Annotated in this window: 27 protein-coding genes; 13 read left to right on the top strand and 14 right to left on the bottom strand. The window is 66.6% G+C overall.

Annotated features, from left to right (window positions below; genetic code table 11):
- Window positions 1-14 precede the first annotated feature (14 nt).
- Both ACWMMN_RS28360 and ACWMMN_RS28355 read left to right on the top strand, forming a co-directional pair.
- Window positions 15-1,097 (top strand): tartrate dehydrogenase, encoded by a 1,083-nt coding sequence (locus ACWMMN_RS28360; RefSeq protein WP_486423448.1) that lies wholly within the window; start codon window positions 15-17, stop codon window positions 1,095-1,097.
- Between the two features lie 202 nt (window positions 1,098-1,299).
- Window positions 1,300-2,610, top strand: a complete 1,311-nt coding sequence (locus ACWMMN_RS28355; protein ID WP_059237459.1) for an MFS transporter — start codon at window positions 1,300-1,302, stop codon at window positions 2,608-2,610.
- Window positions 2,611-2,690: 80 nt separating this feature from the next.
- Here ACWMMN_RS28355 and ACWMMN_RS28350 read toward each other — a convergent pair whose 3' ends face one another.
- A complete protein-coding gene (locus ACWMMN_RS28350; protein ID WP_486423447.1) occupies window positions 2,691-3,485 on the bottom strand; it encodes a polysaccharide lyase family 7 protein in 795 nt (264 codons plus the stop codon).
- A gap of 350 nt (window positions 3,486-3,835) precedes the next feature.
- The gene (locus ACWMMN_RS28345; protein ID WP_486423446.1) at window positions 3,836-4,333 is read right to left on the bottom strand and encodes a shikimate kinase; all 498 of its coding nucleotides are present in this window, start codon (window positions 4,331-4,333) and stop codon (window positions 3,836-3,838) included.
- Window positions 4,334-4,552: 219 nt separating this feature from the next.
- Between ACWMMN_RS28345 and ACWMMN_RS28340 the strand changes: the two genes are divergently transcribed.
- Window positions 4,553-5,206 (top strand): Imm5 family immunity protein, encoded by a 654-nt coding sequence (locus tag ACWMMN_RS28340; protein WP_486423445.1) that lies wholly within the window; start codon window positions 4,553-4,555, stop codon window positions 5,204-5,206.
- 69 nt (window positions 5,207-5,275) lie between these two features.
- On the opposite strand, the gene argG is transcribed toward ACWMMN_RS28340, so the two are convergent.
- The 3 genes from argG to ACWMMN_RS28325 form a co-directional block, all read right to left on the bottom strand.
- On the bottom strand, window positions 5,276-6,610 hold the full coding sequence (gene argG / locus ACWMMN_RS28335) for an argininosuccinate synthase (RefSeq protein ID WP_031399031.1): 1,335 nt from the start codon (window positions 6,608-6,610) through the stop codon (window positions 5,276-5,278).
- A 328-nt stretch (window positions 6,611-6,938) separates the two neighbouring features.
- Window positions 6,939-8,009 (bottom strand): FUSC family protein, encoded by a 1,071-nt coding sequence (locus tag ACWMMN_RS28330; RefSeq protein WP_256086671.1) that lies wholly within the window; start codon window positions 8,007-8,009, stop codon window positions 6,939-6,941.
- Window positions 8,010-8,355: 346 nt separating this feature from the next.
- Window positions 8,356-9,888, bottom strand: a complete 1,533-nt coding sequence (locus tag ACWMMN_RS28325) for a sensor domain-containing diguanylate cyclase (protein ID WP_059237454.1) — start codon at window positions 9,886-9,888, stop codon at window positions 8,356-8,358.
- Here ACWMMN_RS28325 and ACWMMN_RS28320 point away from each other — a divergent pair.
- The 3 genes from ACWMMN_RS28320 to ACWMMN_RS28310 all read left to right on the top strand — a co-directional run bounded on the left by ACWMMN_RS28320 (window position 9,827) and on the right by ACWMMN_RS28310 (window position 12,525).
- The gene (locus ACWMMN_RS28320; RefSeq protein WP_174993056.1) at window positions 9,827-10,069 is read left to right on the top strand and encodes a hypothetical protein; all 243 of its coding nucleotides are present in this window, start codon (window positions 9,827-9,829) and stop codon (window positions 10,067-10,069) included. The two genes, ACWMMN_RS28325 and ACWMMN_RS28320, sit on opposite strands and share 62 nt — an antisense overlap.
- 407 nt (window positions 10,070-10,476) lie before the next feature.
- Complete coding sequence (locus ACWMMN_RS28315; protein ID WP_059237453.1) at window positions 10,477-12,012, top strand: amino acid permease; 1,536 nt, start codon at window positions 10,477-10,479, stop codon at window positions 12,010-12,012.
- Between the two features lie 267 nt (window positions 12,013-12,279).
- Entirely contained in the window at window positions 12,280-12,525 is a 246-nt protein-coding gene (locus ACWMMN_RS28310) for a DUF3717 domain-containing protein (RefSeq protein ID WP_006482527.1), read from the top strand.
- Here ACWMMN_RS28310 and ACWMMN_RS28305 read toward each other — a convergent pair.
- The gene (locus ACWMMN_RS28305) at window positions 12,507-12,689 is read right to left on the bottom strand and encodes a hypothetical protein (RefSeq protein WP_155627215.1); all 183 of its coding nucleotides are present in this window, start codon (window positions 12,687-12,689) and stop codon (window positions 12,507-12,509) included. The genes ACWMMN_RS28310 and ACWMMN_RS28305 overlap by 19 nt on opposite strands.
- Between ACWMMN_RS28305 and ACWMMN_RS28300 the strand changes: the two genes are divergently transcribed.
- The gene (locus ACWMMN_RS28300) at window positions 12,688-13,605 is read left to right on the top strand and encodes a LysR family transcriptional regulator (protein WP_059237452.1); all 918 of its coding nucleotides are present in this window, start codon (window positions 12,688-12,690) and stop codon (window positions 13,603-13,605) included. The genes ACWMMN_RS28305 and ACWMMN_RS28300 overlap by 2 nt on opposite strands.
- Before the next feature lie 109 nt (window positions 13,606-13,714).
- Entirely contained in the window at window positions 13,715-14,512 is a 798-nt protein-coding gene (locus tag ACWMMN_RS28295; RefSeq protein WP_059237451.1) for an alpha/beta fold hydrolase, read from the top strand.
- Window positions 14,513-14,547: 35 nt separating this feature from the next.
- On the opposite strand, the gene ACWMMN_RS28290 is transcribed toward ACWMMN_RS28295, so the two are convergent.
- The 3 genes from ACWMMN_RS28290 to ACWMMN_RS28280 all read right to left on the bottom strand — a co-directional run bounded on the left by ACWMMN_RS28290 (window position 14,548) and on the right by ACWMMN_RS28280 (window position 17,368).
- Window positions 14,548-14,901 carry a hypothetical protein gene (locus ACWMMN_RS28290; RefSeq protein WP_059237450.1) on the bottom strand — a complete coding sequence of 118 codons (354 nt, stop codon included), beginning with the start codon at window positions 14,899-14,901 and terminating at the stop codon, window positions 14,548-14,550.
- 177 nt (window positions 14,902-15,078) lie between these two features.
- The gene (locus ACWMMN_RS28285) at window positions 15,079-16,671 is read right to left on the bottom strand and encodes a PqiB family protein (RefSeq protein WP_256086668.1); all 1,593 of its coding nucleotides are present in this window, start codon (window positions 16,669-16,671) and stop codon (window positions 15,079-15,081) included.
- Between the two features lie 34 nt (window positions 16,672-16,705).
- On the bottom strand, window positions 16,706-17,368 hold the full coding sequence (locus ACWMMN_RS28280; RefSeq protein WP_256086667.1) for a DUF3313 domain-containing protein: 663 nt from the start codon (window positions 17,366-17,368) through the stop codon (window positions 16,706-16,708).
- A gap of 387 nt (window positions 17,369-17,755) precedes the next feature.
- Between ACWMMN_RS28280 and ACWMMN_RS28275 the strand changes: the two genes are divergently transcribed.
- Entirely contained in the window at window positions 17,756-18,370 is a 615-nt protein-coding gene (locus ACWMMN_RS28275; protein WP_059237448.1) for a TetR/AcrR family transcriptional regulator, read from the top strand.
- 122 nt (window positions 18,371-18,492) lie between these two features.
- On the opposite strand, the gene ACWMMN_RS28270 is transcribed toward ACWMMN_RS28275, so the two are convergent.
- Window positions 18,493-19,113: a TetR/AcrR family transcriptional regulator gene (locus ACWMMN_RS28270; protein ID WP_174993073.1), complete on the bottom strand. Its 621-nt coding sequence runs from the start codon at window positions 19,111-19,113 to the stop codon at window positions 18,493-18,495.
- Window positions 19,114-19,205: 92 nt separating this feature from the next.
- On the opposite strand from ACWMMN_RS28270, the gene ACWMMN_RS28265 reads away from it, so the two are divergent.
- A complete protein-coding gene (locus ACWMMN_RS28265) occupies window positions 19,206-20,447 on the top strand; it encodes a glycosyltransferase (protein ID WP_486423444.1) in 1,242 nt (413 codons plus the stop codon).
- A gap of 15 nt (window positions 20,448-20,462) precedes the next feature.
- Here the strand turns inward: ACWMMN_RS28265 and hutC are convergent, their stop codons facing one another.
- From hutC to ACWMMN_RS28250, 3 genes are all read right to left on the bottom strand, one after another.
- Window positions 20,463-21,158 carry a histidine utilization transcriptional repressor HutC gene (gene hutC, locus ACWMMN_RS28260; protein ID WP_174993075.1) on the bottom strand — a complete coding sequence of 232 codons (696 nt, stop codon included), beginning with the start codon at window positions 21,156-21,158 and terminating at the stop codon, window positions 20,463-20,465.
- Window positions 21,159-21,340: 182 nt separating this feature from the next.
- Window positions 21,341-22,468 (bottom strand): porin, encoded by a 1,128-nt coding sequence (locus ACWMMN_RS28255; RefSeq protein ID WP_342705830.1) that lies wholly within the window; start codon window positions 22,466-22,468, stop codon window positions 21,341-21,343.
- 142 nt (window positions 22,469-22,610) lie between these two features.
- Window positions 22,611-22,925: a hypothetical protein gene (locus ACWMMN_RS28250; RefSeq protein WP_081051941.1), complete on the bottom strand. Its 315-nt coding sequence runs from the start codon at window positions 22,923-22,925 to the stop codon at window positions 22,611-22,613.
- A 336-nt stretch (window positions 22,926-23,261) separates the two neighbouring features.
- On the opposite strand from ACWMMN_RS28250, the gene kdpF reads away from it, so the two are divergent.
- Complete coding sequence (gene kdpF, locus ACWMMN_RS28245) at window positions 23,262-23,342, top strand: K(+)-transporting ATPase subunit F (RefSeq protein ID WP_063623159.1); 81 nt, start codon at window positions 23,262-23,264, stop codon at window positions 23,340-23,342.
- On the opposite strand, the gene ACWMMN_RS28240 is transcribed toward kdpF, so the two are convergent.
- Window positions 23,312-23,482, bottom strand: a complete 171-nt coding sequence (locus ACWMMN_RS28240; RefSeq protein ID WP_175845364.1) for a hypothetical protein — start codon at window positions 23,480-23,482, stop codon at window positions 23,312-23,314. The two genes, kdpF and ACWMMN_RS28240, sit on opposite strands and share 31 nt — an antisense overlap.
- Between ACWMMN_RS28240 and kdpA the strand changes: the two genes are divergently transcribed.
- Entirely contained in the window at window positions 23,481-25,184 is a 1,704-nt protein-coding gene (kdpA, locus tag ACWMMN_RS28235; protein WP_342705831.1) for a potassium-transporting ATPase subunit KdpA, read from the top strand. The two genes, ACWMMN_RS28240 and kdpA, sit on opposite strands and share 2 nt — an antisense overlap.
- Before the next feature lie 10 nt (window positions 25,185-25,194).
- Window positions 25,195-25,896 (top strand): potassium-transporting ATPase subunit KdpC, encoded by a 702-nt coding sequence (gene kdpC / locus ACWMMN_RS28230; protein ID WP_486423443.1) that lies wholly within the window; start codon window positions 25,195-25,197, stop codon window positions 25,894-25,896.
- Window positions 25,897-25,928 lie beyond the last annotated feature (32 nt).

Here is a 25,928-nt window from a genome sequence, read left to right as displayed (position 1 = left end):
TCGAGGATCTCCGCATGAAGACCTACCGTATCGCAACGATTCCCGGCGACGGCATCGGCAAGGAAGTGGTGCCGGCCGGCAAGCAGGTGCTGGAAGCGCTGGCCCGCGGCAGCGACCGCTTTGCCTTCGAGTTCGAGGATTTCGACTGGGGCGCCGACTACTACCGCCAGCACGGCGCGATGATGCCGGCCGACGGTCTCGACGCGCTGCGCGGCAAGGACGCGATCCTGTTCGGCTCGGCGGGCGATCCCGACGTACCCGACCACGTGACGTTGTGGGGGCTGCGCCTGAAGATCTGCCAGGGCTTCGACCAGTACGCGAACGTGCGCCCGACGCGCATCCTGCCGGGCATCGATGCGCCGCTGAAGCGCTGCGGGCCGGACGATCTGAACTGGGTGATCGTCCGCGAGAATTCCGAAGGCGAATACGCGGGCGTTGGCGGCCGCGTGCACCAGGGCCATCCGATCGAGGCCGCGACCGACGTGTCGATCCTCACGCGCGCCGGCGTCGAACGGATCATGCGGTTTGCGTTCCGGCTCGCGCAGTCGCGTCCGCGCAAGCTGCTCACCGTGATCACGAAGAGCAACGCGCAGCGGCACGCGATGGTGATGTGGGACGAGATCGCGAAGCAGGTCGCGCACGAATTCCCCGACGTGACGTGGGACAAGGAGCTCGTCGATGCGGCGACCGCGCGCATGGTCAACCGCCCGGCGTCGCTCGACACGATCGTCGCGACCAACCTGCACGCGGACATCCTCAGCGATCTCGCCGCCGCGCTGGCCGGCAGCCTCGGCATCGCGCCGACCGGCAACATCGATCCCGAGCGCCGCTATCCGTCGATGTTCGAGCCGATCCACGGCTCCGCATTCGACATCATGGGCAAGGGGCTCGCGAATCCGGTCGGCACGTTCTGGTCGGTCGTGATGCTGCTCGAGCATCTCGGCGAAACGGCCGCGGCCGCGCGCGTGATGCAGGCGATCGAGGCCGTGACGGCCGACCCGTCGCTGCATACGCGCGATCTCGGCGGCAGCGCGACGACCGCGCAGGTGACGGCGGCTGTTTGCGAGCGCGTTGCGCACGCGGCGGTCGCAGCCTGACGACGCGGCGGGCGGCGGGCGGCGGGCGGCGGGCGGCGCGCAAGCGTCAAGCGGTAATCGGCGCACCGCCCGTTCATCGCCCCGGATTTTCCTGCCCGAGACTCGCGCATCCGACGCGAGCCGGGCGCCGGCCGCCCGCGTCATCGCGGTGCCGGCGAGCATTCACAGACAGAGCACGGCTCGACCTCGAAGGAGGAGACACATGCAAGCGGATCTGGAAACCCGTGTCGCGCGGAAACTGATGTGGCGCATCATTCCGTTCGTGATGCTGCTTTACTTCGTCAGCTTTCTCGATCGCGTCAACGTCGGCTTCGCCGCGATGACGATGAACAAGGCGATCGGCCTGTCGCCGACCGCGTTCGGGTTCGGCGGCGGCCTGTTCTTCATCGGCTACTTCCTGTTCGAAGTGCCGTCCAACCTGATCCTCCACCGCGTCGGCGCGCGCATCTGGATCGCGCGCGTGATGATCACGTGGGGGATCGTGTCGGCCGTGTCCGCCTTCGCGGCGGGGCCGACGAGCTTCTACGTGCTGCGCTTCCTGCTCGGCATGGCCGAAGCCGGATTCTTCCCCGGCATCATCCTGTACCTGAGCCTGTGGTTCCCCGCGAAGCAGCGCGCGGTGGCCGCCGCGTGGTTCATGGCGGCCGCGCCCATCTCGACCGCGATCGGCTCGCCGCTGTCGGGCGCGATCATGCAGATGCCGCCGATGTTCGGGCTCGCCGACTGGCAGATGCTGTACGTCGTCGAAGCGCTGCCGGCGGTCGTACTCGGCTTCGTCGTGCTGAAGTGCCTGACCGATTCGCCGTCGAAGGCCGCGTGGCTGCGCGCCGACGAACGCGACTGGCTGATCGCGAAGCTCAAGGCCGAAGCGGACGCGCGCCATACGCACGCCGGGCACACGGCTGGCGCGTGGCAGGCGCTGCGCGATCCGCGCGTGCTGGCGCTCGCGCTGATCTACTTCGGCACGTCGGCGGGGCTCTACACGCTCGGCCTGTGGGCGCCGCTGATGGTCAAGCAGTTCGGCTTCACCGCGCTGCAGACGGGCCTGCTGACCGGTATCCCGAGCATCGCCGCCGTCGTCGCGATGATCGTGTGGGCGCGGCATTCGGATCGCACCGGCGAGCGCACGTGGCACGTCGTGATTCCGTGCGTGCTCGCATGCATCGGTTTCGTGTTCGCGGGGCAGGCGAGCACCGCGCTGCTGACCGTGCTTGCGCTGGTCGTCGTCAACATCGGGATCAGTGCCGCGAAAGCGCCGTTGTGGGCGATGCCGAGCGCGTTCCTGTCCGGCGCGGGGGCGGCGGCAGGCATTGCAATGATCAACTCGATCGGCAATCTCGGCGGGTTCGTCGGGCCGTTCGCGATCGGCTGGCTGAAGCATGTGACGGGCGGGTATGCGGCAGGGCTCTACGTGGTGGCCGGCACGCTCGCGGTGTCGGCGGTCGTCACGCTGATGCTGAGCCGCAAGCGTGCGCGGGAAGCGGTCGTGCCGGGCGTGCGGCATCACTCGTAAGCGCGGGATGTGTGCAAAAAGCCGGGCGGGTGCGCGTTGCGTACCCGCCCGGCTTCATGCGTCGGGACGCGCGTTCACCTTCAGCTGTGCGTGAGCGTCAGCGCATAGAACTTCACGACGGTGCCGGGCGTCGTCAGCGGCGTGCCGGACACGGCCGTCTGGTCGTAGTCGCCCGCCTTGAAGTAGAAACTTTCGCCGTCGAAGCTCGAATCCATCGTGAAGGTCCTGGTCGTGCCGTTCGCGGTGACGGTGATCGTCGTACCGCTCAGGCTCATCGCGTAGCTGAACTTCTTGCCGACGCCGACCGTCGTGATCGGCGTGGTCGTCGACTTGCCGCCCTGGTTGGTGCTTTCGAGCAGCAGCTGTACGACGCCGCCGGACGTGAATTGCAGTTCGCACAGCGGCTTGCTCGGGCCGGTGCCCTGGAAGATCTGGCCGATCGTCGTGTGATCGGGCACCTGCGTGACGGCCACCGTCGCATTCAGCCGGTTGGTGCCGGAGTTTGGCCAGATCGCGTTCTCGCGCAGTTCCGTGCGCGGATGCAGCGAGCCGGACGTGGTCCAGCCCTGCGTCGGATCCATCATCACCATCGAGCCGTCGCTGCCGTCCGTGTAGAAATACGTCGGGTTCACGTAGCCGCCCGCGAGCGACGAGCCGCTCACGGTGTCGACCTTGCCGGACGAGCCGGTCGGCAACTGCAGCGTGAACGGCGCGAGGTTGAAGTTCGAGCCGGGCGGATTCGACGGACTGAGCGCCATCGCGGTGGCCTGCTGGCGCGCGGCGGCGGCCGGGCTGGCCGGGTCGTCACCGCCGCAGGCGGAAAGGAACGCAACGGACAGAACGGCGACGACGCACGGGATGATCCTGTTCTTCATGGTGTCTCTCTCTGATGGTCCGTGGCTGGGCGCCACGTTGTGGATAACGTTTTCCTGTTTGGGCGTGAGATTGCCGCGAGGGCGATCGGCTGCCGGTAGAAAGCACTCCAAAATACAGAAAGCAGATATGGCTCGAAGACAGCTGGATAAACTGGAATAAAAAGCGGGAAAGCTGAAATTTATGATGCTTGCGATCGGCTTTCTGAATGGTTTTGTCAACCGATCGGAGCCGATGCTATCAAGAAGATCAGAAGGAGTAAACGTTTTCCTTTCAAGGCTGTCGAGGCCGTTTGATGCCGGGATGCGCCGAGCGCGATCCGCGTATCGGCACCGGGATGTGCGCGCAGGCGCTACGCCGCCGTCGCCGCGAGCTGACGCCCGATGCGTGCCGCACACGCTTCGGGCGTCGCACCGGACGTATCCAGCACCATCTGGCTGAACGGCCGCGACGCATCGCCTTCGCGATACATCTCGGCGATCCGGTTGCGCTCCCAGTCCGTCAGCACGCGCGCGCCGCGATTCGACGCCGCGATTGCTTCGGGCGGCGCGAGCGTGACGACGAACAACCGCGCATCACGCGCGTCGCAGGCGGCGCGCAGCCGTTCGTGTTCCGCTTCGCCGATCGGATAGGCAATGACCAGATGGCGTTCGCGCGCGTCCGTGATCTGCGTGACGAGACGTGCGAGCGCGATCGCCCACTGCACGTCGAACGGCGCATCTTCAGGGGCATCGTGATCGTCGCCGTCGATGAAGCGCGCATCGGGCAGCACGCGTGCGAGTGCGAGGCCGATCGTCGTCTTGCCGCTGTTGATCGGGCCGTTCAGGTGGATGACGGTCAGGGTGGTCATGAGCCAACGAAGAAATCGAACGACTCGCAGCTTGCCACGACCGGCGCAGCGGTGCAGTGCCGAACGGCGCCGGTGACGGCGATGGATCAGCGCGCGTTTGGTCAGTAAGATGCGTGTCGCGCTGGGTGGGCCGGGTGCGGGAATTCGCACGGGTGCCGTTCAAATCGGGTGCCCCGAAAGTGAAGTGCGCCCTATGTTCCTTATTGTGAATCTGCATAGATGACGAATATTCCGCAAGAGTTGGCAGATGCGTTGTCGGTGTCGCTGTCGGCAATTACGGCTGACGGGGAGCTTCCGGCTGCCGTGCGCAGGGAGCTACTTCGGTTGATCGAGACGTTGTCGTCTGCCGAACATGGCGATGCCGGATACTTGCGCCGCGTGCGGTTGGCGATGCTGTGTGCCGAAGAGGCGATCGATTGGCTGAATCCGTACGCGAACGTGCTGACGGCGGCACGGACCATTCTGGCGAACGGCGCCGACGCGCTGGCCGGAAAATATGACCTGGTCTGTCTGGAAAGAGACAACGGCGCGTACCACACCCGGGTCATCGATCTGTTTGAACACGGCGAAGCGGCGTTTGTCCCGGTTTATGCCGGCATGACCGTTTTCGCGGCGATCAATACGATCTTGTACGACACGAATTTCGATGCGGTCGGCGAAAACGAAAAAAACGTGTGCCCGGACGATTGGGATGTCGGTTATTACGGGGCGCTGGCGCTTTCGGGCAGTGCAGTGTGGGAGGACAAGGGAGGTGATGCAAGTCGCCGATTGTATTGGCGATGGTATCTGGAGAAGGCAGTCCCTCGGGCGTGGGACGTTCTCGCGCCGTTGCCGTTCAAACGGGTGCAGGCGAACCCGGGGCAGAGCGTCTGATTGGTGATCGAGTCGGCCGCTCACGGGGCGTGTCGGAAATCGACCGGCCCGCGAGCGGCGTCAAGCGACTTACTTGTCGTCGCCCTTGATCTGCGGCAGCGCCGACGTTTCACCCGGCGTCAGCAGCCCGACTTGCGAGTACACGCGCAGCTTGTCGCGCGTATCGGTGATGTCAAGGTTGCGCATCGTCAGCTGGCCGATCCGGTCGCGCGGCGAGAACGTCGATGCAACCTTCTCCATCGACAGGCGTTCCGGCTGGTACGTGAGGTTCGGCGACTTCGTGCTCAGGATCGAGTAGTCGTTGCCGCGGCGCAGTTCGATCTTCACTTCACCGGTGATCGCGCGTGCGACCCAGCGTTGCGCGGTTTCGCGCAGCATGATCGCCTGCGGGTCGAACCAGCGGCCCTGGTACAGCAGGCGGCCGAGGCGGCGACCGTTCTCGCGGTACTGCTCGATCGTGTCTTCGTTATGGATGCCGGTGACGAGACGCTCGTATGCGATGTACAGCAGCGCGAGGCCCGGGGCTTCGTAGATGCCGCGGCTCTTCGCCTCGATGATGCGGTTCTCGATCTGGTCGCTCATGCCGAGGCCGTGGCGGCCGCCGATGCGGTTCGCTTCCAGCAGCAGCTCGACCGGGTCGGTGAACTCGACGCCGTTCAGCGCGACCGGCTGGCCGGCTTCGAAGCGCACCGTCACTTCTTCGGCGGCGATCTTCACGTCGTCGCGCCAGAACGCGACGCCCATGATCGGGTTCACGATCTTGATGCCGCTTTCGAGGCTTTCCAGATCCTTCGCTTCGTGCGTCGCGCCGAGCAGGTTCGAATCGGTCGAATATGCCTTCTCGGCCGACATCTTGTACGCGAAGCCCGCCTGGTTCATGAATTCGGACATTTCGGCACGGCCGCCGAGCTCGTCGATGAACGTCTGGTCGAGCCACGGCTTGTAGATCTTCAGATCCGGGTTCACGAGCAGGCCGTAGCGGTAGAAGCGCTCGATGTCGTTGCCCTTGTACGTGCTGCCGTCGCCCCAGATGTTGACGCCGTCTTCCTTCATCGCGGCGACGAGCATCGTGCCCGTCACGGCGCGGCCGATCGGCGTCGTGTTGAAGTACGTGACGCCGGCCGTCGTGATGTGGAACGCGCCGCTTTGCAGCGCTGCGATGCCTTCGGCGACGAGCTGCGCGCGGCAGTCGATCAGGCGGGCGCCGGCTGCGCCGTATTCGATCGCGCGTTTCGGGATCGCGTCGTAATCGTCTTCGTCGGGCTGGCCGAGGTTCGCCGTGTATGCGTACGGGACGGCGCCCTTCAGTTTCATCCAGTGCAGCGCAGCGCTGGTGTCCAGGCCGCCGGAGAAGGCGATACCGACCTTCTGGCCGGTCGGGAGGCTTTCGAGAATCGTGCTCATAGGAATAACCGTGGATTGAAGCCGGTGGGATCGTATTTCGCGGAATATGCGAGTATCGGCTGTCCGGGAAGTTGGGGCAAGGGCTGATTTTCGTGCGGAATCGTCGTCCGGCCCGTCGGGCGGGCCTGGCGAGCGGTTAACCAGGCGGAGAAAGCGATGCGGAAAGGCGCGAAACCGCGGCCGAAACGGGCCTGGACGAGTGCGGTCGCGGGCCGGGTTTGCGGGGCCGGATCGACCGCCGGGCGGGGCGGCGGCCGTCAGGCGGCCGGCTTGCTGCGCCGAAAGGAATATGAAAGACGGCCATTGAAACCCGGAATCCGTCAGCGCCTCAGATATTCCACGACTGTGCGGTATCCAGCAGCTTCTCGCGCAACTGATCGACTTCGCCGGCCAGCTTGGCCGTGATCGACACGTACCCGGACAACTGCGGCGGCGGCGCGTCGTGCGGCGGATCGACGGGCCGGCGGCGCGGGGCGAGCCGGCTCGGCGTGCCGAACTTGAGCGCGCGGCTCGCGCCGACCAGCGTGTCGCGGATGCGCCGGTTCACGGCCTTCATCTCGACGCGCATGTATTCGCGGGCCGCCACGTCGTCGCGGGCCGGCACCGCGCTCGACAGGATCTCCAGGTAGCCGATGCACAGGCGCAGGCTGCGCTGGATCGCCTCGAGTTGCGTCATCGACGTCTCGCATTCCTTCGATACCGACGGCATCAGCGAGCGCAACTGCACGAGCAGCGCGCTCAGCGCGGCCATTTCCTTCAGGTGTGCGTCGTCGCTCACGTGGCGGTCGCCCGCGAGCCGGGCATGCACGGCCGCGCACGCGCGCAGCGCGTCGGCGAGCTTGTAGCGCCACGAGTAGGTCGCGTAGAGCGGCAGCGCGAACGAGAATGCCAGCGCGATCGCGATGCCGGCCAGCACGTTCACCGCGCGCCACAGGCCGTCGACGATCTCGTTGTCGCCGTGCCCGGCGACGATCACCATTGTGATCGCCGACAGCAGCGCGATGTAGCCGGCCTTGCCGATCGCGTGATACGCGCAGAAGCCGCACGCGACGGCCATCAGCAGGTAGATCGCGACGGGCGCATGCACGACGGAATACAGCAGGATCAGCCCGAGCCCCGCGAGCGCACCGATCGACGTGCCGAGCGCGCGCTCGGCCGCCTTCTTGCGGATGTTGCCGTGGTGCTGCAGCCCGCCGACGACGATCAGCACGGTGATCGTCGACCACTCGCCGTGCGGCACGTGCAGGCCGGTGGACAGCGCGATCGACACGAGAATCGCAAGCGCGACGCGCGCCGCATGGATCAGCTTCGCGTGCCGGTAGCGGCGGTACGGGTCGAGCAGCGGGCGCAGCGCGTTGCGCAGCAGGGGCGGCAGCCGGGTAGGAAGCGGGGTGGTCATGACGGAGCTGGGTTGGCCGGAACGCGCATGGTGGCCTGCGCGGGCCTGCGCCGCGCCGCATGCGCAGCAGACGTCACGCTAACCGAACGCGCGCGGGCTGTCCACGGCGCTACGCTGAGCTGCCGAGCTGCCGAGCTGCCGAGCTGCCGAGCTGCCGAGCTGCCGAGCTGCCGAGCTGCCGAGCTGCCGAGCCGGCGGGCAGACGGGCAGACGGGCAGACGGGCAGACGGGCAGACGGGCAGACGGGCAGACGGGCAGACGGGCAGGAGACGGGTAGGCGGGTAGGCGGGCAGACAGGCAGGCAAGCAGTCAGGCGGCACAATCCGACGCGTGACGTGACGTCAGGTCACGCGTCGGCCGTGGTCGGCAGCGCGTCCAGTACGCGGTTGCGGCCGCCGGACTTCGCGCGGTACAGCGCTTCGTCGGCGCGCCGCAGCAGCGTTGCGGCGTTCATCCGGCCGTCGGCCGTGGTTGCCGTGCCGATGCTGGCCGTGACGCGGCCGTACGGGCTCTTCACGTGCTCGATGCCGAGCCCCGCGATGGCGCGCCGGATGCCTTCGGCGACGGTGGCCGCGCCTTGCGCGTCGGTGTCGGGCAGCGTGACGACGAATTCCTCGCCGCCGTAGCGCGCGACGTGATCGCCGTCGCGGCGCAGGCAGCGTGACGCGGATTGCGCGACCCGGCGCAGCACGTCGTCACCGGCCGGGTGGCCGTAGTAGTCGTTGAATGCCTTGAAGTGGTCGACGTCGACGAACAGCACGGACAGCGGGCGGCCGCTGCGCGACGCCCGCTGTGCCTCCTTCGCGAGCACCGTGTCGAACGTGCCGCGGTTGTCGAGGCCCGTCAGCGAATCGGTGTGCGCGAGCCGGTACAGCTTCGATTCGGCGATCTGCCGGCGCTTCAGCTCGCGCGACAGCGCGAGCGAGCCCCACGCGATGAACCCGGTGAACAGGCCCATCAGCACGATGGTCCAGAACGCGCGGTGGTGCCACGACGCGTAGATGTCGATCTCGGCGGGCGCGACGTCGACGATCAGCGGCAGGCCGGCGAGATGCTTGTAAACATAGATGCGCCGGACGCCGTCGATCGCGCCGACACCGGTCAGCTCGCCGTGGCGGCTGCGCAGCGAATCGATGAACAGCGGCGAGTCGTGCAGGTCGAGGCCGACCATGTGCGTGTCGTACGGCAGGCGCGACACGAGCGTGCCGTTGTCTTCGACGATCGCCGCGCTGCCGTGCGTGCCGACCGCGAGGCCGTCGAGCAGCGCGCGGAAGTAGTCGATGCTGAGCGTACCGACGACGATGCCGCCGAACGTGCCGTCGGGCCGGTTGATCCGGCGGCTCAGCGCGATCGTCAGCGCGCCGCCGCGCAGCCGGGATGCGTACGGCCGGCTGATGTAGAGGCCTGGTGCGAGCCGGTCGCGGTGCACGGCGAAATAGTCGCGGTCGGCGAAATTGCCCTGCCGCGCGGGCGACGCGCTCGAATCGATCACGATATTGCCGTGCGGATCCATCACGAAAATCGAACCGAGATACTCGCCGGTCGCCGCGCGGTCGAACAGCAGCCGATGGCGCTGGCGCGGCGGCAACGTCATCAGTTCCGGATCGGCCACGCCGTCGACGACGTTTTGCAGCGACAAATCGTAGAGCTCGATATTGCGTGCGATATCGCGTTCGATCAGCAGCATCAGGTTGCGCGCATTTTCGACCGCATGGTCATACGCGTCGCGCCGTGCCTCGATTAATAGCGACGTGGAAAGTCCCCAACTGAACATCAGCAGGACGATGCCCGCAACGAGCACGCCGCGGGGCGACAGAATGCGTGCCACGATCGACGCGGTATGGCGGCGCAGCGTGGCGGGCAGCGGGAGTGACTTCATCCTCGGGCGTGGCGGGCGGCGGATATTCGCGTCGTTGGCGGTTCCGCGCGCTGATTATTTCGAATTAACCCGCATTATCTCGCGAATTCCGGACTTTCGCGTGCGCATGCAAAACATGCATGCGGATACGGCGATTCGAAACGGTTACGCATCATTACTGCATTGCGCGCGGGTGATTTGATTTGAATCAATTATCAGTGTCGGTCTTTTTGTCTGATTAATGGTGCGCCGATCGGTCGATTTTGCGTATTGGTGAAGTATTTGGCGGATCGGGACAGGATTGCGCGCTGACCGGCCACGACGAGAAAACCAAATAACCCCGAATTAACCAAGGTTTTTGCGCCGGCATGCGGTCGCGGCCATGTCGATGCAGCCAACTCCTTGATTCTGCGAAATCTCCCGCGCGGCGGCGGGCGTGCCGACCTGCGCTGTCCCCGCGGCGAATCAGGTAGAATCCGCGCTTCGCCGCAGGCGCCCGCCGCGCAACGCGTATCGGGGCCGCATCGATTGCATCGCAGGACGCGCACCGCGCTCCGATCCCGCATGCGCCGGCAACGGATGCCGGCCCGCTCAACGTTCGTCTCGTTTATGTCCGCAATTCCGAATTCCGACCCACCCGGTTCGTCCGCGAACCCCCCCAAGCTTCATCGCGCGCTGAAGGCGCGCCACCTGACGATGATCGCCATCGGCGGCTCGATCGGTACGGGCCTGTTCGTCGCGTCCGGCGCGTCGATCTCGCAGGCCGGCCCCGGCGGCGCGATGGTCGCTTACATGCTGATCGGCCTGATGGTCTACTTCCTGATGACGAGCTTAGGCGAGATGGCCGCGTTCATGCCGGTGTCGGGTTCGTTCGCGACCTACGGCGCGAAATACGTGGACGAAGGCTTCGGCTTCGCGCTCGGCTGGAACTACTGGTACAACTGGGCCGTGACGATCGCGGTGGAGCTCGTCGCCGCGCAGCTCGTGATGCATTACTGGTTTCCGGACGTGCCGGGCGTGTGGTGGAGCGCGGCTTTCCTCGGCGTGATGTTCCTGCTCAATGCGCTCACCGTGCGCGGTTTCGGTGAAGCCGAATACTGGTTCGCGCTGATCAAGGTCGTCACCGTCGTCGCGTTCATCGGCGTCGGCTTGCTGATGATCTTCGGCATTCTGAAGGGCGCGCCGAGCAACGGCTGGGGCAACCTGACGATCGGCGACGCGCCGTTCGCGGGCGGCCTGCCGGCGTTGATGGGCGTCGCGATGATCGCGGGCTTCTCGTTCCAGGGCACCGAGCTGATCGGCGTCGCGGCCGGCGAATCGGAAAACCCGCGCACGACGATCCCGCGCGCGGTGCGTCAGGTGTTCTGGCGGATCCTGCTGTTCTACGTGTTCGCGATCTTCGTGATCGGCGTGCTGATTCCCTACACCGACCCGAACCTGCTGAAGACGGACGTGACCGACATCGGCGTGAGCCCGTTCACACTCGTGTTCCGCCACGCAGGCCTCGCGTTCGCGGCCGGCGTGATGAACGCGGTGATCCTGACGGCCGTGCTGTCGGCCGGCAACTCGGGCATGTATGCGTCCACGCGGATGCTCTATACCCTCGCGACCGAAGGCCGCGCGCCGAAGATATTCGCGAAGCTGTCGTCGGGCGGCGTGCCGCGCAATGCGCTGTACGCGACCACCGCGGTCGGCGCGCTGTGCTTCTTCACGTCGCTGTACGGCGACAAGACCGTCTACCTGTGGCTGCTGAACACGTCGGGGATGACGGGCTTCATCGCCTGGCTCGGCATTGCGGTCAGCCATTACCGGTTCCGCAAGGGTTACGTGAAGCAGGGTTATTCGCTCGACCAGCTGCCGTACCAGTCGAAGTGGTTCCCGTTCGGACCGCTGTTCGCGTTCGTGCTGTGCCTCGTGATCGCGCTCGGCCAGGACTACCAGGCGTTCCTCGCGAACCGGATCGACTGGGCCGGCGTGGCCGCGACCTATGTCGGCATTCCGCTGTTCCTCGTGGTGTGGCTCGGCTTCCGGTTCCTGAAGAAGAGCCGCTTCGTGCGCTACGAAGACATGGAAATCGCACCGTGGATCGCCGCGAGCCGCGGCGCGCAGCGGCAGCCGGTGGCGAACCGCGAAACCGCGGGTTGACGCGGGCGCGGCAGGCTGCCGCGCGACGGTCGACGAAACAACGGGAAGCCGCGCGCTTCCCGTTTTTTTTGCCCGGCTTTTGCCTGCACGGGGTCAAAGCCGGTTATATTGCCCGACCCTACCGGGCCACGGCCCGGCCGGCGCGACAGGCGCAGCGCGGATCGGCATCCGGCGTGCGCGGCGCGCGACGGCCGGCGACATGTCCGGCGTTTTCATCGTTCCATCCGGGCCGGCACGGCCCGCGGAGCGCGCAACCCAGAGGAATCCATGAGCGCATCACCCGCCGAGCGGAAGGCCGGACCCGTTTCCATCGTGCGAATCGAAGCCGCGATCAACGCGTGGCGCGAAGTGTACCCGCCGGCGCCGGACGGCGAGGACGGCTACGCGCTGGACGCCGGCAGCAACTGCCTCGCCGAGCTGTACGGCACGATGATCTGCTACCAGCTGCCGGACGTGCCGCTCGACTCGCTGAGCCATGAGCAGCGCGACGCGCTCTACGCGACCGAGGGGTGACGCGCGGTCGCGATGCCGCCGCGCTGCGGCGGCGATGAAACGACGGGAAGCTCGCGGGCTTCCCGTTTTGCTTTACGCGGCGCGATGTGCGCCGCCTGCGGTATCGTGACGACATCATCCGGCCGCGGTTTGCGCCGGATCGCTGTCCGGGAGGCATCGAACATGGAGTTGAGACACCTCCGCTACTTCGTCGCGGTGGCCGAAGAGCGGAATTTCACGCGGGCGGCGGAACGGCTGCATATCGCACAGCCGCCGCTGAGCCGGCAGATCCAGCAGCTCGAGGAGGCGCTCGGCGTGCCGCTGTTCGAGCGCAACGCGCGGCCGCTGAAGCTGACCGACGCGGGGCGCTTCTTCTATTCGCATGCGGTGCAGCTGCTTGCGCAGACGACCGAACTCGAATCGATGACGAAGCGGGTCGGCAAGATCGAGCGCAGCATGTCGGTCGGCTTCGTCGGTTCGACGCTGTACGGGATGCTGCCGAAGATCATCCGGCGCTTTCGCAGCGAATATCCGGCCGTCGAGCTGAGCCTGCACGAGATGTCGACGATGGACCAGATCAAGGCGCTGAAGGAAGGACGCATCGACGTCGGGTTCGGGCGCATCCGTCACGAGGATCCGAGCGTGCGGCGCGTCGTGCTGCGGGAGGAGCGGATGATCGTCGCGCTGCCGGTCGGCCATGTGCTCGACAGCGCGAAGCCCGTGCTGTCGCTGCACGATCTCGTCAACGACACGCTGATCATCTTCCCGAAGGCGCCGCGCCCGAGCTACGCGGACCAGGTGCTCGCGGCCTTCCACGATCGTGCGTTGCAGCCGCGCAGGATCTACGAGACGCGCGAACTGCAGATCGCGCTCGGCCTGGTTGCGATGGGTGAGGGCGTGTCGGTCGTGCCGCACAGCGTGTACGGGCTGAAGCGCGACGACATCAGCTACAAGCCGCTCGACGATCCGAACCTCGTGTCGCCGATCATCATGAGCATGCGGATGCTCGACGAATCGGAGGACATCCGCGCGATGCAGGCGCTGATCTACCGGCTATACGACGAAGCGCAGATGGAGTACCTGCCGCCGCAGCCCGAATGAACGCGCGGGCCGTAGGGGCTTGCTTGACGCTGCGCGCGCCGGCAGGCCACCATGTCCCGATTCGATGCGGCCGCCTGTGTGCGGCCGCTTTCACGCAGACGACCGACACATGACCGATATCGTGACCGAGGAGACAACCGTCGGGACGCCGCAAGGACGTCTCTTTGCGAAACGCTGGCGTGCGCGTGCGGCGCACGACGCGACAGCGCCCATCGTGCTGCTGCACGATTCGCTCGGCTGCGTCGATCTGTGGCGCGACTTTCCCGAGCAACTCGCGCGTGCCACGCAGCGCGACGTGATTGCATACGACCGCCTCGGCTTCGGCCGCTCGGATCGTCATCCGGGGAAGCTCGGCACGACGTTCGTGCGCGACGAGGCCGATCATGCGTTCGCTGCGGTGCTCGAACAACTGCGCGTCGATACGTTCGTCGTGTTCGGGCACAGCGTCGGCGGCGGGATGGCGGTGGGCTGTGCGGCCGCCTATCCGGATCGCTGTCGCGCACTCGTGACGGTTGCTGCGCAGGCGTTCGTCGAGGATCGCACGCTGGCCGGCATTCGCGATGCAGGACAGCAGTTCGATGAGCCGGGGCAACTCGGGCGGCTTGCGCGCTATCACGGCGACAAGGCCGAATGGGTGCTGCGCGCCTGGGTCGACACGTGGCTGTCGCCGGCGTTCAGCGACTGGAATCTTGATGACGAGCTGCCGCGCGTGCAATGCGCGACGCTCGCGATTCACGGCGAAGACGACGAATACGGGTCCGACGTGCATCCGAAGCGGATCGCCGCGCGCGTCGCGGGGCCGTCGTCGTTCCTGCTGCTCGCCCAATGCGGGCACATGCCGCACCGCGAGCGGACGGACGACGTGCTGGCCGCCATCGCGACGTGCGTGCGCGACGCGGGCGCCTGAGCGCCCGGCAACCGGCGGGCAGGGCCCGCCCGCCGTCAGAACGACAGCTGGATCGCGAGATCGAGCGCGAGCACCGCGATCGAGCAGCCGATGCCGAGCATGACGTTCGGCAGCCGGTGCTCGAAGTCGCGATTGTCGCGGCGCATCGCGGCGCCGAGCAGGAAGATCGCCTCGACGACGATCTGTAACCCGACGAACAGCAGCATCAGCAGATACTCGTAGCCCATCTGCTTGAACGCGGCGAATTGCATCCCGTGATCGCGGATCCACTGGCCGACGCGCAACAGTTCGTACACGAACAGCAAGGCGGGGAACAGGTAACTGATGAAGTAAGTCGGCGCGGTGGCGTGCCGTAGTTCGAGGTGGAAGTGCTGATGCGTGGTAGCCATCACAACCCTCCTTGCAACGCATGATTGCGGTCGCGACGGCGGCGCGATCACGTGCGAACGAAGGGATTACCCGATGCACAGTGCGCCGCCGTACGTCATCAGCATACTGCTGCGCGGGAAATTTGGCATGCGGTGCGTGCGTTCGTCGTAATAATGTGTGTGCGTCGCGCGACGCATTTACCGCGCCGTACGTGCCGGATGCGGTACGTGATCCGGCCGCGTGACGCCTGAACCGTTCGGCAGCAACCATTCCGGATGTTGTTCCAGATCGTCTGCCAATACGCGCAGTGCGCTCGATGTACGCGCAAATTGCGTCAGCGTGCGGCGGACGTTCGATGCGTTCGCACCCTCTTGTCGAAGCATGGTCTGCGCAGTCATGAATGCCCCACGTGCGGTGCGCAGCGCATCGCGCGTTTGCGGCGCGAGTTCGGTATCGAGTCGTGCGAACAGCGCATCGGTGTTCATGAGCGCGGCGTTCAGGTGCGCGCCCATCCGGTCGAGCGGCAATCGGGAAACCGTACCGACGATGTCGGCAATCTGGTCGCGCAGCACGTCGAGCGTGCCGGGCACGGTCGGGAGTGCAATCGGTTCGCGGGTCGTGTCGACCGATGCAGGCGGCGCGTGCGGGAACATGTCGAGCGCGACATACGACCGGTTCGCAATCGGATTGCCGATGCGCAACTGGCCGCGCAAACCGCGTGCGACGAGCGTGCGCAGCAATGCCCTGCCGGCGTCGGTGTCGCCGTTGCCGAGCACGTCGCGATAGCGCTGCCCGAGACGATCGGGGTAGAGCGCCATCGTCACGCGCATCGTGACGTCGCCGCGTGCGGCGTTGTATTCGGTGCCGACGGCCGTCACGTTGCCGAGTTCGATACCGCGAAAATCCACCGGCGCACCGACCGCGAGGCCGCGCAGCGAGCGGTCGAAACGCATCACCACCGGCGCGGCCGGTGCATTCGGCGTGCGCATCGCGTCGATTTCGTTGTCGGCGACGCGAAAGCGTGTGCCTTCCGGTGCTGCGATGGTCGATGCGCGTCCGGGCGGTGACCCGAACGCGAGCGCGCCGGCGAGCAGCGCGGCAATCGACGGCGTGTCGAGTTGCATGCCGCCTGCGTCGAGCCGCAGGCCGAGGCCACCGGCCTGCCACCAGCGCGTATCGACATCGACGTGGCGATCGAACGGCGCGGCGATGAATACGTCGATCGATACGCCGTGTCCGTCTGCATCGAGCGCATGGCCGGTCACCTGGCCGACGCGTGCGCGCCGGTGGTAGACCGGCGAACCGGTTGCGACCGAGCCGAGCGAGGTCGCGCGCAGCGTGTAATGCCGGCCGCCGTCCTCGGTCACGGGCGGCGCATCGAGCCCGGTGAAACGCGTGCGCGGTTCGTGCGAACGGCCGAGGGTGGCCGCGAGGTATGAACCGGACAGCACCGAGTCGAGACCCGACAGGCCACCGGGCCCGATGCGCGGCCGCACGATCCAGAAGCGCGTGTCCGCCACCGCCAGTGCGCGCGCGTCGGTGTCCAGCCGGACATTGATCACGACACCCGGCTGTCCGCGCGCTGCACGAACGCGCGTGACGCGACCGATTTCGACGTTGCGCAGCCGCAGCGTCGATCGGCCGGCTTCGAGTCCGTCGGCGGTCGCGAATGCGATCGTGATCGTCGGGCCGCGGCTGCCGAGCAGCGACGCACCCCATGCGAGACAGCACGCAGCGGCCGCGAGCGGAACGAGCCAGAAGATCGCCGCCCGCGGCCACCCCGCACGCATCTGTGCGACACGTGCCAACGTACGCCGGCAGGCTTCAGTCGAATTGTGCGACGAGCGCATCGGCACCCTTGTCGATGCCGGTCCTTGCCGCGCTGAGCGCGCCGAAACTCGCGCCGATGTTCATCGCATTCGGATACTGCTTCGTCACGTATGCGTTGATCAACCGGTTCGTCGACGCGTCGCGGATCTCGACCGCGTAGATGACCGAACCCGTGAACGCGCCTTCGCGGCCGCGGATCGCCTGCACGCCGTTGTACACGTTGCCTGCGAGATCGAAATGCGCGAAGGCGCCGGCAAACGTCGTCGTCGTGACGGCGCCCGTCAGCGTCAGCTTTACGCGCAGCGTGTCGGGGCCCGGCGTGCTCGTCAGCTCGAAGCGCTTGCCGAGCTTCTTCGCGAACGTGTCGCTCATGTACGTGGCGAGCGTCGACTTGTCCTGGTCGGTCAGGTTGCCGAATTGATGATCGGTGCCGCGATAGATCGCGACCGGGTCGAGGATCAGCTTCCGGTAGGGGCGCCAGTCCGCCGGCAGCGCGTAGCGATAGGGCACGCGGCCCGACTTGTCCTGCGGATCGCTGCGCAGGTACGGCGACGATTCGATGCCGCTGTAGCGGACAGGCTGGACGCCGGCGCATCCGGCGAGTGCGACGCAAAGCGCGGCATTGAGCAGGTGGTTGGGCTTGATCGATCGGTTCATCTGACTCTCCGGGTCGGGATTCGCGCCGGTGGAGCCGGTGCGAAGGGTCGTGCAACAGGGCGGCATCGCCGCTCGGGTTTATGAAAAAACCAACCAGACGGTTTGTTTGTGGGGCGCAATAACCGCATGAAGATCGGGGACGACAGGCCATCCGGTAGCAGTCATCGGCCGGAAAGCCAGGCTGCAGATGGCGCTCGCGTCGCACCATGCCGTGCGCGACGTGCCCGTCATCCGGCCGGGGCCGATGCGGGAGCCGATCGTAGCACCGCCATTTCCGGATGTAAACCGACCAGGCGGTTTGTTTGTGATAGACTCCGCGCACTTCTTTCATGCGATCGCAACGGTACGCCGCGGTCGCATGGCCTCACTCCATACCGGGGACAGTTCATGGATAACCCGACGCGTTCCGAGCGAACGCGCACTGCCGCGATCCAGGCGGCGCTCGCGATTCTCGAGCGCGACGGTCCGGGCAAGCTCACGTTCGATGCGATTTCGCGCGAAAGCGGGATCAGCAAGGGCGGCCTGATGCATCAGTTCCGCACGAAAGGCGACGTGCTGAACGCGCTGATGGAACATCAGCAGGACACCTACCAACGCTTCCAGCGCGACTATCTGGCCGCGCGCGATCCGCGCGAAGCGCAGCCGACGCTGTCCGCGCAGATCGCGACGATGCGTGAAGTGATCGACCAGCAGCCGTCGGCGGCGCTCGCGATCATGGCGGCGCTCGTCGAGGATCCCGCGCCGTTGCAGAAGGTGCGGGAAACCGATGCCGAGAACGTGAAGCGGATGGCGGCCGAATCGGGCGATCCCGATCTCGCGCTGCTGCGATGGAAGGCCGCATGGGGGCTCGCGCTATCGGCGATGTTCGGGCTGTGTCCGCTGTCGGACGACGAGCGCGCCAGGCTGTTCGACCGGCTGCTCGACGAGACGCAATGGCCGTCGGGCGGTGACGCTGCCGCGCAACGCGGTGCGCGGGCGGCGAACGCGACACCGAAAAAATGAAGCGTGCGTGGGTGACATGCGGCGCGGCGGTCGCCCGTTTCGGGCGCTCGCTGCTCGCGGTCGTGCTCGGGCGCTTGTAAGCGTACGAGCGTGTGACTGCCTGAGGTGAACGCGGGCGTTGCTCAGCGCTTCGCTTCCGCGCCTTCGATGAACAGCTTCGCGACCGACTGGAACTCCCGTTTCAGCGACAACCCCGGCACGGTCAGCCAGCGCAGCATCGCCGCGAGATACAGGTGATGGAACCAGGTGGCGAGCTGATCCGCCTGCAGCGTGCCGTTCAGTTCGCCGGCCTGTTGCCCCGCGACGATCAGTTGCTGCCACACCAGCGCGATGTCGCTGCCGTTCTGTCCACTCCTGTCCGGTTCGACTGCACCGATGCTCATGAGCCGGTGCCGCAGGTACGCGAGCAGGTACGCGGGATGCTGTTCGCACCATGCGGCCGACGCGTCGAGCACGCAGCCGATGCGCGACGCGAAGGTCTTGCGCCGCGCGACGTCGTGCTGCAGATGTGCGAGATCGCGCGCGAGTTCGCCTTCGAGCCAGTGCGCGAGCACGGCTTCCTTCGTCGGAAAGTGGTTGTACAGCGTGCGCTTCGCGACATCGGCCTCGGCGGCGATCTGCTCCATCGTGACGGCCTCGTAGCCGTGCGCATCGAACAGGCGCGCAGCGGTGGCGGCGAGATGCGCGAGCATCTGGATGCGTTTGCGTGCACGGCGGCCCGGATCGTCGGTCTGAATCGTCATGGCGGGGGATTGGCTGAAAATGTACGAATTGCATTAGTATACGACGTGCATTTTTGAGAATCCACCTGCTTCCGTCGTGCGAGGAGTCGTGCATGAAGTTCGTCATTGCCACCTATGGCACCGAAGGCGACACGCGTCCGCTCGCGGCGCTGGGCCGCGCGCTGCTGGACGCCGGCCACGACACCCGGTTGCTTGCCGACGCGGCGACGCTCGGGGCCGCTGCCGCGCTCGGCGTGCCGTCGGCACCGTTGTCCGGCGACATCCGCCGCGCGATCGCGCCGGACGGCGCGCTGGCCGATGCGGTGCGCGGGCGTGGTGGCTTCACCGACACGTCGAAGGCGCTCGCGGCGATCGCGAATGCGAACACGGCGGCGTGGATGCGCGAAGTCGCGGATGCGTCGGCCGGTTGCGACGCGATCCTCGTGTCGGGGCTTGCGTCGTTCGTCGGGCTGTCGGTCGCCGAGTATCGCGGTGTACCTGCGATCGGCACCGGCATGATTCCGATCACGCCGACCGCCGGATTCGCGTCGCCGTTCCTGCCGCCGGGAAAGTTGCCGCGCTGGCTGAATCGCGCGAGCCACCGGTTCGTGAATGCGCTGTTGTGGCAGGCGTTCAGGAAGTCGACGAACGTGGCGCGCGGCAGCGTGTGCGGGTTGCCGCCGCGCAAGCATGTGTGGACCGATCATCCAATGCTTTATGGTGTGTCGCCGGCGCTGCTGTCCGGCCCGGTCGACTGGCCGGAGAATGTGCAGGCATGCGGCCAGTGGCGGATCGATGCGCGTGCATGGGCGCCGCCGCCCGAGCTGTCGGCGTTTCTCGAAGCGGGCGATCCGCCCGTGTACATCGGATTCGGCAGCATGGCCGGCTTCGACCGGGTAGCCATGGTCGACGCGCTGACCGATGCGCTCGCCGGCCGGCGCGCACTGTTCTATCCGGGCTGGAGCGGTATCGACGCGTCGATGCTGCCGGCACAGGTTCGCGTGATCGGTGACACGCCGCACGACTGGCTGTTCCCGCGCGTATCGATGGCGATTCATCACGGCGGGTCGGGCACCACGCATTCGGCTGCGCGGGCCGGCATTCCGTCGGTCGTCGTGCCGTTCGCGGGCGATCAGTTCTTCTGGGCGAACCGGTTGCAGCGACTGGGTGTCGCCGATGCACCCGTGGCGGGGCGGCGTATGGAGGCTGCAGTGTTGGCGCGTGCCATCGCGTTTGCTGATCGCAGCGAGACGAAGGCGCGTGCGACGGAACTCGGCACGCGCATCGCGCAGGAGGACGGTTTGACGCTGGCCGTCAGCGCGATCGAGCGATGGGGGCGCGCCGCCGCGCGGTGAACCCGCGCATCGGCATCAGAAATGCCCGGTGAACCGGTAACGGCTGCCCGGGTGCCACAGATTGGCGACCGACGCGACCATCCCCTGCGACCACGTGCGCCGATGCAGCAGCAGGCACGGCTCGCGGTCGTCCATCGTCAGGTGGCGGCGCGTTTCGGCGTCGGGCATCGCGGCCTCGATCCGGTATTCGACGCGCTGCAGCGGCGCGACGCGCGTCAGGTACTGGTTCGGCGTCGTCGTCGTGAAGTCCTGCAACGCATATTCGGGCGCGCAGGCCGGATTGACCCAGCGTTCCTCGAGCTGCACCGGCGTGTCGTTCTCGAAATGCAGCACGCGCGAATGGAAGATCGGGCTGCCGGTGTCGAGCCGCAGTTCGTCGGCGAGCTTCGCATCGGCGACGGCCGCGCCGACCTGCAGCACCTGCGCGCGGTAGCCGTGGCCGCGCGCGGCGACTTCGTCCGAGATGCTGCGGATCGCGACGAGCGTCGATTCGTACTTCGGCGATGCGACATACGTGCCCGAGCCGCGCGTGCGCGTGAGCACCTGTTCGGCCGTCAGTTCGCGCAGCGCGCGGTTGACGGTCATCCGCGCGACGTTGAATTCGCGCGCGAGTTCGTTCTCCGACGGCACCTGGTCGCCTTCCGCCCACTCGCCGGCATGAATGCGGGCGAGGATGAAGTCCTTGATTTCCTGATAGATCGGTGTGGTCATGGGATCGCGATTCCAGAGTCGGCGGCGGCCCGCTGCCGAATGCCGATCCGGCGCGCGCCCGGCGCCGAGTGTACCGGTTTCGCGGGCGAGCGGGCCCGGATTCCCCGAATGATCCCTGTTCGGCCGGCGCGCGTCCATGCGGGATTGCACAGAGCGGCCGGCCTGCGACGGCCGGCGCGCGGTCAGAACCGATGCCGGATGCCGACCGTCGCGACCACCTGCGTGTTCGTCGACGAAGCCGCGAGCCCCGTCACGTTCGCGAACCCGAGCGTCGCGCCGGACGGCACGCCGAACTGGTGCTGGTACACGGTTTCCGCATACACGTCGGTGCGTTTGCTCAGTGCGTAGCCGGCCATCAGCGTCACCTGATGCCATTTCGGCCGGTGGCTGCCGGCTGCGTCGTCGTAGCGGCCGTCGGTGAACGTGTAGGCGCCCGCGAGCGAGACGGCCGGCGTCAGCGCATAGCGTGCGTTGACCTCGTAGTTGTCGAAGCGCAGCGCATTCAGCGCGCCGGGCAGCGACGAGGCGGCCGTTTCGTCGAACATCGAATGCGTCCACAGCGCGCCGACCGTCAGCCGGTCGAATGCGTAGCTGCCGCCGGCGCCCATCACGCGCTGGCGCACGGCCGGGAAGTTCGGCGCGTCGTTGGTCGACAGCGCACCGCCGGCCGTCAGCCCGCCGCGGTTGAGCTGCAGGTACGCGGCGCCGAGGCTGACCGGCCCGTTCGCATACGACACGCCCGCGCTGTACGCGCGGTTGTTTGCGAAGCCGCCGGCCGCGTTGCTGAACCCGTACAGGCCGCCGAACTGCCAGCCGGCGAGCGTCGGGCTCGTGTATTTCACCGCGTTGTCGATGTAGAACGAATCGTCGATGTTGTCGTTGTCGAACGGATGCGACGCGAGGTTGTTGCCGTCGCCGTTGTTCGCCATCGCGAGCGGGCCGAGATAGTCGACCACCGCGTCGTACTGGCGGCCGAGCGTCAGCGCGCCGTAGCGGTCGCTCTGCAGGCCGACGTACGCACGGCGGCCGAACATCGTGTTCTTGTAGGACTGCGTGCCGTTGTTCAGGTTGAAACCGTTCTCGAGGCGGAACAGCGCATGCAGGCCGCCGCCGAGATCCTCGTTGCCGCTCAGGCCGAAGACCGTATTCGACAGCAGGCCGCTGCCTTGCTGCCACGCGCTTTTACCCGACTGGTTGTTCGTATAGGCGATACCGGCATCCAGCATCCCGTAGAGCGTGACGCTGCTTTGCGCGTGCGCGGCGGCGCCGAAGAAGGCGAGGGAGAGGGTACCGACGACTGCTTTTTTCATTGCGTGTGCTTCCTGGAAAGGCCCGTTGCGACGGGAACGACGATTCGCCGCGCGTGTCTGTGCGGGCACGCGCGTTCGAATCGATGAAAGGGGGCGCGTGTGACGCGTGTCACGTGTCACGCGCGGCGGCGGTGAACGCCGGCTAGTGCTGCAGCAGGCGGATCGTGCCGAATTCGGCGGCCGGCAGCAGGCGGAGGATCGACAGGATCGCGGGCGATGCTTGCGACCGCGCGACTTCGAGCTCGATGCATGCGCGCCCGGTACGGTTGTCGATCGCGGCCGTGTAGAAATTGAGCGCGGCGCCGACGGCCTGATGCAGCCGGCGGCGCACGGCCGCGAGGTTGTCCGATTCGACACGGATCGACAGCAGCACGAGTTCGTCTGCAGGGAGCCTGCGCCGCGAGCGGACGGGCGGCAGATCGCGTGAAGCAGCGGATTCGGTTCTGGTCGGTTTCATGCTTTCATCCCCCGGCACGCATCGAGCTCCGCACCGCGGAAAGCTCGTCTTGGACATGGCGCCCAGTTTAAGAATCGCGGTGGCGATACGGTGTATAGACTCGCACCGGCCCTGAAAAGAATGCATAAAAACGCGCGCCGGCCGGTTGCCGTCTTTACAGCTTTTTTATTCCCTGCAAGGAAATTGAACACCGCTTTGATACGCGGATTTCTACACTGTCGCATCCCATCCGCCAGATGAGCATGGGGGCGTCATCCGGGCCTGCGCCGATACGGCAGGGCCCGCTGCGCCGACGGTCGCGCGGCGTTGCCGCGCATACGAAAAAAGGGGAAAGCCATGTTGTGGATCACCGGCGCGTTGTCGCTCGCGCTCTTTATCTATCTGTTTCATGCATTGATCAAGCCCGAGCGGTATTGATCGGCGCGATTCAACAGGAATTCGAAAATATCGGTGAATGTCATGAGCGATCTGCTTTTCATTTTTTTCACGCTCGCGTTCTTTGCATTGACGGCCGGTTTCATCACCGGCCTCGACCGGATCTGAGCGAGCGTCGACATGTTCAACAATCTCATTCAATTCGCGATCGTTCTCGCGATCATGCTGGCGCTGGTGCCCGTCGTCGGGAAATGGCTCGCGCACGCCTTCACGAGCCCGCGCCACGCGTGGGTCGAACGCCGTACCTATGCGCTGCTTGGCGTGAACCCCGACGAAGCGATGTCGTGGCAGCGCTACGGGATGGTGCTGCTGCTCAGTAACGCCGGGATGATGCTGCTCGGCTACCTGCTGCTGCGCATCCAGGACGTGCTGCCGTTCGATGCGCTGCAGCGCGCGTCGCAAAGCCCCGACCTCGCGTTCAACACGGCCGCGTCGTTCATCACGAACACGAACTGGCAGGCGTATGCGGGCGAGAGCAGCCTGTCGAACGTCTCGCAGATGGCCGTCATCACGTTCCTGATGGTGGTCAGCGCGGCGACCGGCGTCGCGGCCGCGGGCGGCTTCATCCGCGGGCTGAGCCGCAAGAGCGCGGCGGACATCGGCAACTACTGGGTCGACTTCACGCGCGTGACCTATCGCGTGCTGCTGCCGCTCAGTTTCGCGATGGCGCTGGTGTACGTATGGCAGGGCATGCCGCAGACGCTCGCCGCCGACGCGTGGGCGACCACGCTCGAAGGCGCGCGCCAGCAGATCGTGATGGGGCCCGTCGCGAGCCTCGAATCGATCAAGCACATCGGCACGAACGGCGGCGGCTTCTTCAGCATGAACGCCGCTCATCCGTTCGAGAACCCGACGCCGCTCACGAACACGCTGCACATGCTGTCGATGCTGCTGATCCCGTCCGCGCTGACCTATACGCTCGGCACGATGATCAGCCGGCGCCGCCAGGGCTGGGTGCTCCTCGGCGCATTCGTCGTGATGTTCGTCGGCTTCCTCGCCGTGATCTATTCGGCCGAGCAGCACGGCAATCCGCTGCTCACCGGGCTCGGCGTCGATCAGCAGATGAGCGCCGCGCAGCCGGGCGGCAACATGGAAGGCAAGGAAATGCGCTTCGGCATCGCGCAGACGAGCCTGTTCGCAACCGTCACGACGGCGGCGACCACCGGTTCGGTCGACGCGATGCACGACTCGCTGACGCCGCTCGGCGGCCTCGTGCCGATCGCGCAGATGATGCTGAACAACGTGTTCGGCGGCGACGGCGTCGGGCTGATCAACCTGTTCACGTTCGCGATCCTCACGGTGTTCCTCGTCGGGATGATGATCGGCCGCACGCCGGAATTCCTCGGCAAGAAGATCGAGGCGCGCGAGATGAAGTTCGTGATGCTCGCGGTGCTCGCGCACCCGTTCAGCATCCTCGGCTTCACCGCGCTGGCCGCGATGCTGCACTCGACGATGGATAGCCTCGCGAACCTCGGCCCGCACGGCTTTAGCGAGGTGCTGTACGCGTACACGTCGGGCACGGCCAACAACGGCTCCGCGTTCGCAGGGCTGAACGCGAACACGCCGTTCTTCAACACGACGATCGGCTTCGCGATGCTGATCGGCCGCTACCTGACGCTGCTGCCGATGCTCGCGGTCGCGGGCAGCCTCGCCGCGAAGAAGGGCGTACCGGAAAGCGCGGGCACGCTGTCGACGTCGACGGGCCTGTTCGCCGGCCTGCTGGTGTTCGTGATCCTGGTGGTCGGCGGTCTCACGTTCCTGCCCGCGCTCGCGCTCGGCCCGGTCGTCGAGCACCTGCTGATGTCGGGCGGCCAACTGTTCTGAGGGAAACATCATGATTCAAGGCAATCGCCAGGCAGCGGCCGCCGCCGCGCCGGCACCCGGTTCTTCGTTCGGCGCGGCGACGCGCGGCCTCGTGCGGCCCGTGATCGCATCGTCGGTGCTGTTCATGCTCGTGACGGGCCTCGCATATCCGCTGCTCACCACGGGCGTCGCGAACGTGCTGTTTCCGGCGCAGGCGCGCGGCAGCCTCGTGCAGCAGAACGGCACGACGATCGGCTCGGCAGTCATCGGGCAGCAATTCACGCGAGCCGGCTACTTCCATGCGCGGCCGAGCGCGACGGTCGGCACCGATCCGGCCGATCCGTCGAAGACGGTCGACCAGCCGTACAACGCGGCCGGCAGCGGCGCCAGCAACCAGGGCGCGACCAGCAAGAAGCTGCTCGCCGACATCGCGCAGCGCGTGCGTGCGTACCGGCAGGAGAACTCGCTCGCCGACGGTACGCCGGTACCGGCGGACGCCGTCACCGCGTCCGCGTCCGGGCTCGATCCCGAGATCTCGGTCGCGAACGCGCGGCTGCAGGCGGCGCGCGTTGCCCATGCGCGCGGCGTCGATGCCGCGCAGGTCGCGACGCTGGTCGACCGCATCGCCTCGCCGCGCCAGCTCGGCGTGCTCGGCGAACCGCGCGTGCGCGTGCTCGACCTGAACCTCGCGCTCGACCGCGCGTTCGGCCACGCGGCCGGCGCGAAGCAATAGCAGGAACCACGGAGTCACTCATGTCCCATATC

The organism is Burkholderia cepacia complex sp. TUM26381 (assembly GCF_057439935.1).
Note: the sequence above shows the minus strand (reverse complement) of the source record. Positions and strands in the feature narration are given on the sequence as shown.